9 protein-coding genes are annotated in these 13,779 nt (G+C 54.0%); 7 read left to right on the top strand and 2 right to left on the bottom strand.

Features of this window, described 5'->3' with window-relative positions:
* Positions 1–221: 221 nt before the first annotated feature.
* Both G5134_RS03930 and G5134_RS03925 read right to left on the bottom strand, forming a co-directional pair.
* The gene (locus G5134_RS03930; protein ID WP_421231871.1) at positions 222–1,853 is read right to left on the bottom strand and encodes a UvrD-helicase domain-containing protein; all 1,632 of its coding nucleotides are present in this window, start codon (positions 1,851–1,853) and stop codon (positions 222–224) included.
* A 1-nt stretch (position 1,854) separates the two neighbouring features.
* Positions 1,855–3,555 (bottom strand): ATP-dependent nuclease, encoded by a 1,701-nt coding sequence (locus tag G5134_RS03925; RefSeq protein ID WP_408801056.1) that lies wholly within the window; start codon positions 3,553–3,555, stop codon positions 1,855–1,857.
* A gap of 642 nt (positions 3,556–4,197) precedes the next feature.
* Here G5134_RS03925 and G5134_RS03920 point away from each other — a divergent pair.
* The 7 genes from G5134_RS03920 (at position 4,198) to htpG (ending at position 13,708) form a co-directional block, all read left to right on the top strand.
* Positions 4,198–4,797 carry a 4Fe-4S dicluster domain-containing protein gene (locus G5134_RS03920; protein ID WP_421231870.1) on the top strand — a complete coding sequence of 200 codons (600 nt, stop codon included), beginning with the start codon at positions 4,198–4,200 and terminating at the stop codon, positions 4,795–4,797.
* 46 nt (positions 4,798–4,843) lie between these two features.
* The gene (fdhF, locus tag G5134_RS03915; protein ID WP_080630573.1) at positions 4,844–6,988 is read left to right on the top strand and encodes a formate dehydrogenase subunit alpha; all 2,145 of its coding nucleotides are present in this window, start codon (positions 4,844–4,846) and stop codon (positions 6,986–6,988) included.
* A gap of 81 nt (positions 6,989–7,069) precedes the next feature.
* Positions 7,070–7,468: a hypothetical protein gene (locus G5134_RS03910; RefSeq protein WP_195878474.1), complete on the top strand. Its 399-nt coding sequence runs from the start codon at positions 7,070–7,072 to the stop codon at positions 7,466–7,468.
* A gap of 354 nt (positions 7,469–7,822) precedes the next feature.
* Positions 7,823–9,952 carry a sigma 54-interacting transcriptional regulator gene (locus G5134_RS03905; RefSeq protein WP_421231869.1) on the top strand — a complete coding sequence of 710 codons (2,130 nt, stop codon included), beginning with the start codon at positions 7,823–7,825 and terminating at the stop codon, positions 9,950–9,952.
* Between the two features lie 11 nt (positions 9,953–9,963).
* Entirely contained in the window at positions 9,964–10,821 is an 858-nt protein-coding gene (fdhD, locus tag G5134_RS03900) for a formate dehydrogenase accessory sulfurtransferase FdhD (RefSeq protein WP_065018061.1), read from the top strand.
* A gap of 125 nt (positions 10,822–10,946) precedes the next feature.
* On the top strand, positions 10,947–11,549 hold the full coding sequence (gene recR / locus G5134_RS03895) for a recombination mediator RecR (protein WP_010633741.1): 603 nt from the start codon (positions 10,947–10,949) through the stop codon (positions 11,547–11,549).
* Between the two features lie 245 nt (positions 11,550–11,794).
* Positions 11,795–13,708: a molecular chaperone HtpG gene (gene htpG / locus G5134_RS03890; RefSeq protein WP_065018062.1), complete on the top strand. Its 1,914-nt coding sequence runs from the start codon at positions 11,795–11,797 to the stop codon at positions 13,706–13,708.
* Positions 13,709–13,779: the final 71 nt, after the last annotated feature.

The raw sequence follows: 13,779 nt of genomic DNA, 5'->3' as shown, positions 1-13,779 counted from the left end.
ACCATTTGTTTTTTCTGTGGATGTTTTGGGTTTTAAGTTGTAGGTGAGGAACAGACAATAAGATATTGAAAAATAAGAAGGTTGAGAGGTAAATGGAAATGATGAAATAGAAGCGATAGAGCCTTTGTTGGTATGGAGAGAAATGACTGCCGAAACAGCAGTCATTTTTAAATTCCAATGACGGCCTAAAAATTTAAAGTCGATTATATTGGTGAGTGGGGTTAATTATATAGGCCATTTAGTCCCGGCAGTGACAAAAACTGAGAGGGATTTCCTTGCTTTGTCTCATGGTTATTATTTATTCTGGTATTGCTGGTTATTAGAATACAATAATTTTTAGCTCTCGTAATTCCCACGTAATGTAAATTTAATTCTTGCTCCCAATTATCAAAAACGACGTCCCAGCATCCAGGAGTGAACACTCTTTTTGGATGTATCCAGTCATAAAGATCTAAATGATATACAAGATCAAACTCTAACCCTTTAGATTTGTGAAGTGTCATAACTTGCACTTCGTTTTTGTCTATCGGTTTATAGTGCTTGAGAAGTTTTGAGTCTAAGCAAATTGACTTGATGAGTTCCTCGTCAGAGATGCTTATATTACTCTCCAATAGTTCTCTAGTTATTTTAATGATAGTTGAAGATAGGTCTATTTGATGTTTGTCATTTATGCTTGAGATGAGGGAACGTATTGTTGGCAAGTTATTGTGTTTTATTTTGCGAAAAGATTTTATGTGTTCCACAACATCGTACAAGTGATGGTTTGAGTCAAATCTATATTTCAAAAGTTGATTGAATAATGCACATGCATCGGTACTCCTTGCAGCCAATGGATCTTCATCAAACACTCTAAATGGTACATTTAACCCGTTACTAAGAAAGTCCAATGTTAAGTTATTTCTTACTAATATGCCTATGTCTGAATATGAGCTTACAATTTTGTCGTCTATTACGGAGCTAATAGATTTATTAATCTGCTGTGTTATTTCGATTTGTGTCCCAATAATGTTCCATCTATACACTCTAACCTCATCGGTTGGAAGTAAAGGGCATGTTTCATTATATAACCGGTTGGAGTAGTTAATGATTGATGGATGGCATCTATGATTGAAGTTTATGATATGATGCTCGAATTTTTCTGGGGCATGCATTAGCTCGTTTATAAATTTAGGGTCGCTATTACGCCAAGCATATATAGATTGTTGTACATCACCTACAGCAATACATTTTAAACCCAGCTTAAACAAATTCATAAAAAGAGAATGTTGCAGTTCTGAAGAATCCTGATATTCATCTACATATGCTGAGCAATACTTGGCTTTTATGTACTTCTGACATGAAATTGATTTTTCTATAACATAATTTGCAAGTAAACCAAGTAATTCAAGCAAAATGAAGCCATGATCAAATAATGTCCTTATATCATTTTCAAAATGGGAAAATAAATCTGAATTTATATAGCCATCATAATTAGGTATTGTTTTTAGTTTGTCTCGTATGCTTTGTGGAAGATCATTAAATTTGACACACTCTAGTTGATGGTTATCTTTTTCAATAGACCTTGATAAAAATGGATAAATAATCTCGCTTAAACAAAAATTATCTATTGTTCCAAAAAAGCTTGCTTTTGTATCACAGGCATTTATTTTACAGCGTTTTTTAAGTTCTTTACTGGCTTTTACGGTAAAGGTTATACCTATAACTCCTTGGTAAGAAGGTAAGCATTTAACTTCATTGCGTATTTTTTCTACAATTACAGCGGTTTTTCCACTACCTGGACAAGCAGTAATAACCATACTTGATTTGGAATTAATCGCTGCAAGTTGGTCTGGAGTAAATTCAAAAGTATTCATGTTAGTTTACAACCAATTTAATAGCATGAAGTAATGGTTTGGCCAATTCCCCAGTTTTGATGCTAGCAAGTTTAGTTTTATGTTGTGACAAAAACTCCCGCATACGGATAGCTTTTTTATTTTGTAAATAACTTACGGCATCTATAACTGTTGTTTTTTCTGAAAAGCTTAGTAGCTCTTTTTCAAGTTCCATTGCCAAGTCATTTTCGAGATCTATCTTAGAAAGATATATACCATTTTTATTTATTATCTCTGATGTAGAATGCCAGATTCCAGAATCTAAAATTTCTTGGGATGTCATTGTGGGAGGAAAATCCGGCGAGTTATCTAAACCCATTAATGATAAGCATCTATTGATACCAACAGCTCTCTTATTTTTACTTCCTTTAATTCCTGATACATCATTGTCTGTTCTCATAACCCATGGTAACTCCATAGCATCAAGAATTTGACAATAAACTCTAAATTGAATGCCATCGACACAAAGTATTGATATGTTATGAAAGTCTAAGTCAATATCTAACTGCTTTGCCAATTCTTCATAAAAAAGCTTTTCAGAAGGCCCTTCAACCATAAACACGCAGCTAGAGAAAAAAGCCTCAGCTGGTAGAACACTCATTCTATATCCTAAACTATCCCATGCATCTGATATACATTTAGAGCAACCATTATTAGCAGCTTTGCTTCCATCATGTGTCGATAAAATCCTTATTATTGAATCTGGTTTATACCGTTCTGTAATTTGTGGCGAATGGCTTGTAATTATTGTTTGCCCTGGCAAGTCCCTAATAAGATAATCTGCTAGTTTACGCTGTTGATGTGGGTGTAAGTGTGCTTCTGGTTCCTCAACGCAATAGAATGTCACTTCATGTTGAGGATCAAAATCTCGCTGACTTTTTGCTTTCCACAAGGCTAATAATATTTGATTGTTTCTACCATCACCACCTAACATAAGCTTGGAGCCAGATATCGAAGCGCCAAGTTCAAGATTTTCAATAAATTGATTTACCTTTATTGAACCTGTGTCTAAATGAACATTATAATCATCATTTGTATATGATAATTTTTTCAATTCAGTGTTAACTACTGATGTCGCATCTTTCACATAGTGGAGCTTTGATATTCGTTCATTAATTTCATCTAACTTTAATGAAATAACATCCATTTCAAAGCTATCGTCTTTTATTTGAGTGTCATCAAGACAATCTCTTGACTGCTTGAGTAAGGTTTTCTTCTCTATCTGAATGAATTTTTGAAGATCTCTTCTAGACTTAACATAGCGTAAGTTTAATTGTTTTAAATAAAACCGCGATGTAACAGGTTCCAGTTCATTTTCAGATGGCCCTATGGCTATAGTGTATTCAAGATTGCTCTTTTCTGCGTAATATATAATAACGCACTTACCATCATCACTAACTGCGCCTTTTAAGATTGATAAAACTGCATCCTCATTGATATCTGAAAAATGTATTTGGATAGAAAAACTATCTGTTTGTACCCCATCTTTACAAATATGAAAATCTGTTATTTCAGGATCTAAGTCTCTGTCAGATAGAGATTTGTCAAGTAATAATCTAATTCCATAAATTAGATTTGTTTTACCTACATCATTGCTGCCTATTATTAATGTTTTCTCATTAAAATTAATTGTCGATTGCTTGAAGTTTCTAAAGCCATTTATTGTAACTTTTTCGATTATCAAGACGTTAATCCTCGATTTATAAATTGAAAGTATCAGATTGAAATCAAAATAAAAAATAAATTATCGATAGATTAATTGTAACATGGCATTTTTGTAGTCTGCATATTTCAACAAATAAGCGTTGAGTAAAAAAAATATCACGTCCAACAAAGTGTGTAAGCTGAATTTTTTAAGTCACGCTCACTCGCTCTGCTGCTTTTAACCAACAGTGATGTATTACTTACCTCCATGAAAGGTTCCAATAAAGATTGTTGTCATGTGGGACATGCTATCCAATCGGGTAGGGGGTAAAAAGGGCGATCTGCGCAAAATCTGGCCGAGATCAACAAATCTGTTATTGATGGGTGAGTTTTTGTGCGTGCGAGCTGAAAAGCGCCGGGTGGTACCTCTTTGTCAGCCAGTGTCGACCTCGTCACTTTTGTCATGTCGAGGAGGGGGACGGCCTCTTCGTCACTCTCGTCAGTTGCGACTAATTCCGCCTTTGATATCCAGATTATCTCTTTATTTTCATAGGTTTGTGATTTTATGACGGGCCATCTGCCCGTGTTGGTCTGATAAATGCTTTGTGGGGGCAGACCGTGTTGTCACCTGCCAGGTGGGTGAGAGCGGTCGGGTGTAACGAACCATTTAGGATCCCTCTCTATGAACAGCTTCGTGATTGCAGATCCCAGTCTCTGTATTGGGTGTCGTACCTGTGAGGTGGCCTGCGCCGTTTCACACCAGTCAGGGTCCTGCAGCGGGACCCTTGAGCGGGAGGGCGGTCTGCATCTTGCCATCGAGGATGGACATCTGGTCTCCAAGGACAGCCATTTTCAGCCGCGCCTGAAGGTGATCGTGGGCAGCAAGGTGACCACGCCGGTGCTCTGCCGCCAGTGTGAAGACAAGCCGTGCGCCATGGCCTGCCCGAACAATGCCATCGTCAGCGAGGATGGCTGCGTCAAGGTGCTGCAGGCGCGCTGCATCGGCTGCAAGTCTTGCGTGGTGGCCTGTCCTTACGGCGCCATGGCGGTGGTGGTGAAAGAGGTGGCCCCCGCTGCCGATTCGCTCTTCAAGCGGCCGCAGACCAAGGCGCAGGCGCTCAAGTGCGATCTCTGCCGTCACCGCGAGGCGGGCCCGGCCTGTGTCGAGGTGTGTCCGACCCAGGCGCTGCGGCTGGTCACGCCGGCGCACCTTGACACCCTGAACCGGCAGAAGCAGCTGGCCAGTGCCGAGGCCCTGCTGGCGATGCCGGCGCGGGTGTGAGCGGGCTTGCCGAGCCGTTTTTCGTTAACAAACAAGAGTGTGAGTCATGAAAAAAGTCATTACCGTGTGCCCCTATTGCGGCACCGGTTGCAAAATCAACCTGCTGGTTGAAAACGACAAGGTGGTGGGGGCCGAAGGCGCCAACGGCCGGACCAACGAGGGGCAGCTCTGCCTCAAGGGCTATTACGGTTGGGATTTCTTGAACGACACCAACCTGCTGACCCCCCGTCTCAAGAGCCCGATGATCCGCCGCGAGCGCGGTGGCAAGCTCGAAGCCGTCTCCTGGGACGAAGCCATCGAGTTCGCCAGCAGCCGTCTCTCCGCCATCAAGGCGAAATATGGCCCGGACGCCATCATGACCACCGGCTCTGCCCGTGGCCCCGGCAATGAAGCCAACTATGTGATGCAGAAATTTGCCCGCGCTGTGCTGGGGACGAACAACGTCGATCACTGCGCGAGGGTGTGACACGCACCCTCAGTCTCCGGTCTGGAGACAACTGTAGGCAACGGCGCCATGAGCAACGCCATTCCCGAAATTCAAGAGACCAAGTGCCTGCTGGTGTTTGGTTACAACGCTGCTGACTCTCACCCCATCGTCGCCCGCCATATCCTCAAGGCGAAGGCAAACGGGGCCAAGGTGATTGTGTGTGATCCGCGCATGGTGGAGACCGCCCGCATCGCCGATCAGTGGCTGCCGCTCAAAAACGGTTCCAACATGGCGCTGGTCAACGCCTTCGCCAACGTCTTGATCAATGAAGGGCTCTACAACAAGGCGTTCGTCGCCAACTACACCGAAGGGTTCGACACCTTCAAGGCCACGGTGGCCAAGTACACCCCGGAATACGTGGAGGGGATCACCGGCCTCAAAGCCGCCGATATCCGCGCCGCCATTCGCACCTATGCCGCATCGCCTGCTTCCATGATCCTGTGGGGCATGGGGGTGACCCAGTACGGTCAGGCGGTGGACGTGGTCAAGGGGCTGGCGGGGATTGCGCTGCTGACCGGCAACTTCGGCCGCCGTGGCACCGGCTGCGGGCCGGTACGCGGTCAGAACAACGTGCAGGGCACCTGCGACATGGGGATGCTGCCCCACCAGTTCCCGGGCTATCAGTCGGTGAGCGATCCCGCCATCAGCGCCAAGTTTGCCAAGGCGTGGGGCGTGGAATCCCTCTCCCAGAAACCGGGTTACCGGCTGACCGAGCTTGGCCACAAGGTGGAGGAGGGCAAGTGCAAGGCCTTCTACATCTTTGGGGAAGATCCGGCCCAGACCGAGGCAGATCTCGGTCAGTTCCGCCGGACTCTGGCGGGGATGGAGCTGGTGATCGTGCAGGATATCTTCATGACCCAGACTGCCGAGATGGCCGACGTCATTCTGCCCGCCACCAGTTGGGGCGAGCACGAGGGGGTCTACAGCTCGGCGGATCGCGGCTTCCAGCGCTTCTACAAGGCGGTGACGCCGCCGGACAACGTGAAGCCGGACTGGGCCATCTTCTCGCTGATGGCCACCGCCATGGGGTATCCCATGGAGTATCGCGACACCGAGCAGATCTGGGACGAGCTGCGCGGACTCTGCCCGCTCTACGCCGGGGTCAGCTATGACAAGATGGCCGATCTCAAAAGCGTGCAGTGGCCCTGTCCGACCGAGGATCACCCGGGCACCAGCACCCTGTTCGAGGGGAACGTGTTCACCACCCCGAGCGGCAAGGGTCAGCTGATTGCCTCCGAGTGGCGGCCGCCGCTGGAGCAGCCCTGTGCCGAGTACCCGCTGGTGCTCTCCACCGTGCGCGAGGTGGGGCACTACTCCTGCCGCTCCATGACCGGCAACTGCTCGGCGCTGCAGACCCTGGCCGATGAACCGGGCTATGTGCAGATCCACCCGAGCGATGCCAAGAAGCTCGGGGTGAAGGATCAGGCGCTGGTCTGGATCTCGTCGCGCCGTGGCAAGGTGATCACCCGGGCCAACTACAACGAGCGGGTCAACGCCGGGGTGGTCTACATGACCTACCAGTGGTGGATCGGGGCCTGCAACGAGCTCACCATCGAGCACGTGGACCCCGTCTCCTACACGCCGGAGTACAAGTACTGCGCAGTGAAAATTGAGCGTATCGAGGATCAGCCGGGGGCGGAAGTGTACGTCCAGACTGAATACAGCGCGCTCAAGGCAAAATTGCGCAGCGCCGCCAAAGGGTAATCGTCGTTAATAAAGTGGATCCAGGCTCTGTATACAGGGCCCGGATCCGCTCATCCTTTTTTCAGCTGGCAGGTGTCCATCATGAAAAATGAATTAAATCTTTCGTTCGGGATCTTTTATGTCTCCGCTTATTTGCTGGTGATGTTGTTAGGGATTGGGTGTTTTCTATGGCAGGACGAATTGATATTTCTGCTGGGGTTTGCCTTCTTCGGCTGTTTTATCGCCGCACGCATCGCCATGAGCGCCGTGCTGGCGGCATTGAGCGTGCAGGCGGCCTGGCTCATCGCCTTTCTCTCCACCACCCTGGTCAACTGCTTGCTGGCGGGCGTGCTGGGGCTCGGGGTCTATCTCACCCATCGGGTGGTGTCGGTGGAAATAGCTGACAATATCAGTGGGTTATTGCTGGGGCTTCAGCTCTTTTCCGCCGCCTTCATCTTCGGCGGATTGAAGCTGCACAACTACCGGCTGCTCTCCTCATGAGCCTGCGACAGCGGCAACAGGGGCAGAGGATGGGCCAGTTGGCGGCGATATGCGGCGAATGACGGCGATAGTGACGCCATATTTGGGCGCGGCGGGAAATATCCGCTGACGGAGCTGTAATATGTGCCAGGGCCGGCTTGGTTGTAATGGGGATGGGGCTAACTTATTATGCCAGCCATCCTGCGATAATCTGCGCGATGCTATTTCGCTGCATGTTAGTTTTTATAATTAAGCGTTAAGTTTTTAAAAATTAATTATAACATCTGACTGCGATGGCTGATGCATTGTTTACCGTTGTTGCCGTGCTGCAATTGGCCGGCAAGGGTACCCATCTAGATGTAATGCGAGGCCTGAATGCTGAATGTGAGTGCCATTCCGTTGACCGACATCTCACCCATCTGGGATGACGGCTTTCTCTCCCTCTCCAAGAACCTGCTCTCCGCCGTCACCCTGGATGACTTCATCAAGAAGCTGAACCGGATCCAGCCCTGCTTTCGCCAGGTGGATCGGGTCAACCTCATCCTCAATCTGGGGACGGGGGAGGAGGCGGTCTTCTACTACTTGGGGGAGCAGGGGCCGGCTCACCTCATCTGCCGCAAGGCCGATCTCCATTTTTCCCGCGAGCAGGCCATCGTGCTGCCGGCGAGCCGCTTTCGCCACCGCTGCGAACAGCTGGCGAGCACCCCTGTCTATGACGGCTTGCAATCCTATTGCCAGCTGCCCATCACCACCGCCCGCAGCCACCTGGGCGGGGTGGAGTTCATCAGCTGCGAGGCCAATGCCTTCCCGATGGAGACCCTGGCCAAGCTGACCCAGCTGGCGGCCATCGTCGCCATTGCGCTGGAGAACGTGCTGGACAAGGAGCGCACCCTGGAGCAGGCCAACTCCCTGCGCCTTGAGCGCGACAGCTGCAAGATCCTGGTGGACGTGACCAACGCGGTGATCAAACTGGTGCGCATCGCCGAGTTGCCCCAGAGCCTGTTCACCATACTGCACCACCACGTTGGCATCAGCAGCCTGTGCCTGGCCGAGTACAACGCCACCTCCGACAGCTTCAAGAGCTACCTGGTCAATCAGCAGCAGCGTGAACAGCCCGGCATCATCAACCATTCGTGTTTTGAGAAGAACTGCCTGCAGGGGGCGCTCGGCCACAGCGAGCCCTTCTTCCTCTATCGCGAGCAGGGCCACGGCTGTCAGTCGAGCTGCCGCTTCACCTCCCAGATCCTGCCCCCCGACGCCGACAGCTCCTGCATTCTGCCGCTGCGCTATCGGGGCAACCTGCTGGGGGTGTTGATCCTCTCCCACCCCGAGGCGGATTTCTTCGCCGACCTCGATATCTCGCTGCTCGAACAAGTGGCGGCGCGCACGGCGATTGCCATGAACAACGTGCAGGCGCAGCAGGAGATCTCCAACACCACCGGCGCCAGGGAGAAGACCCTTCGGGTCGATGGACCCGCGCCGCAGGGGGATTTTGCCAACATCATCTACCAGAGCGCCGTGATGGAGAGGGTGCTGGAGAAGGTGAAGCTGGTGGCCCAGAGCGACTGCACCGTGCTCATTCTGGGGGAGACCGGCACCGGCAAGGAGCTGATCGCCCAGGCCATTCACGCCCTGAGTGCCCGCCACGATCACGAGATGGTCAAGGTGAACTGCGCCGCCATCCCCACCGGCCTTATCGAGAGCGATCTGTTCGGCCACGAGAAGGGGGCCTTCACCGGGGCGCTGACCCAGCGCATCGGCCGCTTCGAGCGGGCCCACAAGGGCACCCTGTTCCTCGACGAGGTGGGGGACATGCCGCTCGATCTGCAGCCCAAACTGTTGCGGGTCTTGCAGGAGCACGAGCTGGAGCGGGTGGGCAACAGCAACCCCATTGCCATCGATGTGCGGCTGGTGGCGGCCACCAACTGCGATCTGCTCTCCATGGTCAAGAACAAGCGCTTTAGAAGCGACCTCTATTACCGCCTCAACGTCTTTCCCATCGAGCTGCCGCCCCTGCGCGAGCGGCGCGAGGATATTCCGCTCTTGGTCAACTTCTTCATCAAGAAGATCGCCAAGCGGATGCGCCGCACCATCACCTCCATCCCGGCCGACGCCATGAAAATGCTGGTGTCGCTCCCCTGGTACGGCAACATCCGCGAGCTCGAGAACATCATCGAGCGGGCGGTGGTGATGACCCGCGGCCACGTGCTCAACCTCTCGCCGGACGAGCTGCTGCCCCTCAAGGGCTTTCACAAGATAGAGACCCTGGTCTATGACGAGCCGGCCCGGGAGCTGTTTCGTGAGCCGCTGCCCGCCTTGCCGCAGGGTGACGAGGCGCAGGGGGAAGATGAGCGGGTCAGCATCATCCGGGCGCTGAAGGCGTGCAACGGCATCGTTGCCGGCGAGCGGGGCGCGGCCCAGCGCCTTGGCATGAAGCGCACCACCTTGCTGTCGAAAATGAAACGGCTCGGGATCTCGGCCAAAGATCCCCGCACCCTCAACTAAGGGGCCACCAGATGTTGCTTGAACTCGATCCCGACACCCCGCAGGCGCTCAGCGCCCATCGCGAGGTGGTCCATTACCATCAGCGCGGCGTCACCACCGACAGCGCCATGCAACTGCCCTGTGAAACTCCGGTGGCGCTGGTCTACAACGGCATCGCCCACAGTGTGATGATGTGCTCGGCCGCCGATCTGGAGGATTTTGCCATCGGCTTCTCGCTGTCGGAGGGGATCATCGACAGCCTGCTCGATATCCACGACATCGAGCAGCAGAGCGCCTGCCGCGGCATCGAGCTGCACATCACCCTGGCCAATCGCTGCGTTCATCGCCTGAAAGAGAAACGGCGCACCCTGGCCGGGCGCACCGGGTGTGGCATCTGCGGCAGCGAGAGCCTGGAGCAGGTGGTGCGTGTCCAGCCAAGGCTGCCCGACAGCCAGCGTTTTGCGGTGGGGCATATCGACAAGGTGCTGGCGGCGCTGCGCCCGCTCCAGCTGCTCGGGCAGAGTACGGGGGCGACCCATGCCGCCGTGCACGTGGACGGCGAGGGCAACATCCTCGCCATTCGCGAGGACGTGGGACGCCATATTGCGCTCGACAAGCTGGTGGGCCACCTGTGTCGCACTGGCCGGCGCGACGGCGCCATCCTGGTGACCAGCCGCGCCAGCTTCGAGATGGTGCAAAAGTGCGCCAGCGCCGGGGTGGAGATCCTGCTCGCCATCTCGGCCGCCACCGAGCTCGCGGTGGAGCGGGCCGAGCAGACCGGGCTTACCCTGGTGGGTTTTTGCCGCCCGGGGCGGGCCGAGATCTACAGCGGTCGCCAGCGCATCCTGCTGGCGAGCGCGGCATCATCCCCCGTTTCGGCAGAGGGCTGAGGGCACAAGGCCATTGGCGCTCGGGGTTGGCTCGGGTATAGTCCTGCGCCAACAAGATAGGTTCGGTCGCGCTCCTTGTTTGTCAGGGCGCCGCGGCCGACACAGCGTCAAAGGATACCAAGCCCATGAAATTCAGCCCGCTGCTGGATGAGATGATGAAAGCCCTGCAGGTGCTGCCGGGTGTCGGCCCCAAGTCGGCCCAGCGCATGGCGTTTACCCTGCTCGAGCGTGAGCGCAGCGGCGGCCTGCGGCTGGCCCAGCTGCTCTCTCGCGCCCTGACCGAGATTGGCCACTGCAGCCACTGCCGCACCTTCACCGAAAACGAGCGCTGCGAGATCTGCGCCAATCCCAAGCGCGAAGAGAACGGCCTGCTGTGTGTGGTGGAGAGCCCGGCAGACGTGGCCGCCATCGAGCAAACCGGCCAGTTCTCCGGCCGCTACTTCGTGCTGATGGGTCACCTCTCGCCGCTGGACGGCATTGGCCCGGAGGAGCTGGGGCTGGAGATCCTGGAGCGACGCTTGAAAGACGAGGCGATCAGCGAGCTGATCCTGGCCACCAACCCCACCATCGAGGGGGATGCCACCGCCTGGTACATCGCCGACATGGCCCGCGCCGCCGGCGTCAAGGTGAGCCGGATTGCCCACGGGGTGCCGGTGGGCGGCGAGCTGGAGCTGGTGGACGGCACCACGCTCTCCCACTCCCTGATGGGGCGCCAGCCCCTGAATTGAGTCAGCGTCAGCCCCTGAATTGAGCCAGCGGCTGTTCTTCAACAGGTCCTGCGTCGCGACTCAGCCTGCGATACCAGAACCCGCCCCGGCGGGTTCTTTGTTTGCGCAGGATGGGGCCCCAGCCTCGATTGGCGCAAAAATCGCCATTCGCACCATTCGTTGCATTTGTCCCCTTGAAATGGCGATCACCGGCCCCATCTTGGATCGGGAATATGTTCAACCCGAATCGCCTGAGGATAGTGTCGATGACCCAAAGCGTTCATGCCGAAACCCACGGGTTTCAGACTGAAGTCAAACAACTGCTGAGCCTGATGGCCCACAGCCTCTATTCCAACAAAGAAGTATTCCTGCGCGAGCTTATTTCCAACGCCTCCGATGCGGCGGACAAGCTGCGCTTCAAGGCGCTTTCCGATGCCTCTTTGTTCGAAAACGACGGCCAGTTGCGCGTTCGCCTGGTGGTTGATAAAGAAAAACGGACCCTGACCATCTCCGACAACGGGATCGGTATGACCCGGGATCAGGTGATCGAGCACCTGGGCACCATCGCCAAATCCGGCACCGCCGAGTTCTTCAAGAACCTCTCCGGTGATCAGGGCCGCGACTCCCAGCTGATCGGTCAGTTCGGGGTGGGCTTCTACTCCGCCTTCATCGTCGCCGACAAGGTGACCGTGGTCTCCCGCGCCGCCGGTACCGAACCGGGCCAGGGCGTGCAGTGGGAATCGGAAGGGGAAGGCTCCTTCACCGTGGCTGACGTGACCAAAGCCGGTCGCGGTACCGATGTCATCCTGCACCTGCGTGCCGAAGAGGACGAGTTCCTCGACGACTGGCGCCTGCGCTCCGTGGTCAGCAAATATTCCGACCACATCAGCGTGCCGGTGGAGATGTTCAAAGAGGGTACCCCGGATCGGGAAGAAGACGGTGAAACCATCGTCGGCACCCCGGGCGAGTGGGAGCAGGTCAACCGCGCCACTGCGCTGTGGACCCGCAACCCGAAGGACATCAAAGACGAGGAGTATCAGGAGTTCTACAAGCACGTCGCCCACGACTTCGAAGATCCGCTCTTGTGGGGTCACAACCGGGTGGAAGGGGCGCAGGAGTACACCAGCCTGCTCTACGTGCCGGCCCGCGCACCGTTTGACCTCTACAACCGGGAGCAGAAGCACGGCCTCAAGCTCTACGTGCAGCGCGTCTTCATTATGGATGACGCCGAGCAGTTCATGCCGACCTACCTGCGCTTCGTCAAAGGGGTGCTGGACTCCAACGATCTGCCGCTCAACGTCAGCCGCGAGATCCTGCAAGACAACAAGGTGACCGTCTCCCTGCGCAAGGCCTGCTCCAAGCGCGTGCTGACCATGCTGGCCAAGCTGGCCAAGGACGACGCCGAGAAGTACGCCAAGTTCTGGAGCGAGTTCGGCAATGTGCTGAAAGAGGGCCCGGCCGAGGATTACGCCAACCGCGAAGAGATCGCCAAACTGCTGCGGTTTGCCAGCACCGCCGGCGAGGGCGAAGCCCAGACCGTGTCGCTGGAGGATTACGTTGGCCGCATGAAGGAAGGCCAGCAGAAGATTTACTACATCACCGCCGACTCCTACGCTGCCGCCAAGAACAGCCCGCACCTCGAGATCTTCCGCAAGAAGGGTGTCGAAGTGCTGCTGATGTGGGAGCGGGTCGACGAGTGGCTGATGAGCCACCTGACCGAGTTCGACGGCAAGCAGCTGGTCTCCGTCACCCGTGGCGAGCTGGATCTCGGCGATCTGGAAGACGAAGCCTCCAAGCAGGCGCAGGAGGAGGCTGAAAAAGCCAACGCCGGTCTGGTGGAGCGGGTCAAGCAGAGCCTGGGTGAGGCGGTGAAAGAGGTGCGCGTCACCCACCGTCTGACCGACTCGCCGTCCTGCATCGTCACCGATGCCCACGGCATGAGCACCCAGATGATCAAGCTGATGCGCGCCGCCGGCCAGCCGGTGCCGGAGCAGAAGTACATTCTGGAACTGAACCCCGACCACGCCCTGGTGAAGAAACTCGACACCATCCAGGACGAGGCACTGTTCGGCGAGTGGGTCACCCTGCTGCACGAACAGGCCCAGCTGGCCGAGCAGGGCGGGCTCAATGATCCGGCGAGCTTCGTCTCCCGTATCAACCGTCTGTTACTCCAGGCATGACGTTTGGGCCCACTGCGTGCAGTGGGCTCTTTCTTTTCTGGCGCCTGCCCCGTTTGGGGCGGGCGCCAGTT

This window comes from Aeromonas sp. 600276, assembly GCF_049175815.1.
In the GTDB taxonomy this organism is placed as follows: Bacteria; Pseudomonadota; Gammaproteobacteria; order Enterobacterales; family Aeromonadaceae; genus Aeromonas; species Aeromonas dhakensis.
Note: the sequence above shows the minus strand (reverse complement) of the source record. Positions and strands in the feature narration are given on the sequence as shown.

What these genes read in the sequence shown, in the direction of transcription:
- fdhD (WP_065018061.1), top strand. Translation starts at nt 9,964, where the DNA reads ATGTTGCTTGAACTCGATCCCGACACCCCGCAGGCGCTCAGCGCCCAT.
- G5134_RS03905 (WP_421231869.1), top strand. Translation starts at nt 7,823, where the DNA reads ATGCTGAATGTGAGTGCCATTCCGTTGACCGACATCTCACCCATCTGG.
- G5134_RS03920 (WP_421231870.1), top strand. Translation starts at nt 4,198, where the DNA reads ATGAACAGCTTCGTGATTGCAGATCCCAGTCTCTGTATTGGGTGTCGT.
- G5134_RS03910 (WP_195878474.1), top strand. Translation starts at nt 7,070, where the DNA reads ATGAAAAATGAATTAAATCTTTCGTTCGGGATCTTTTATGTCTCCGCT.
- htpG (WP_065018062.1), top strand. Translation starts at nt 11,795, where the DNA reads ATGACCCAAAGCGTTCATGCCGAAACCCACGGGTTTCAGACTGAAGTC.
- recR (WP_010633741.1), top strand. Translation starts at nt 10,947, where the DNA reads ATGAAATTCAGCCCGCTGCTGGATGAGATGATGAAAGCCCTGCAGGTG.
- G5134_RS03930 (WP_421231871.1), bottom strand. Translation starts at nt 1,853, where the DNA reads ATGAATACTTTTGAATTTACTCCAGACCAACTTGCAGCGATTAATTCC.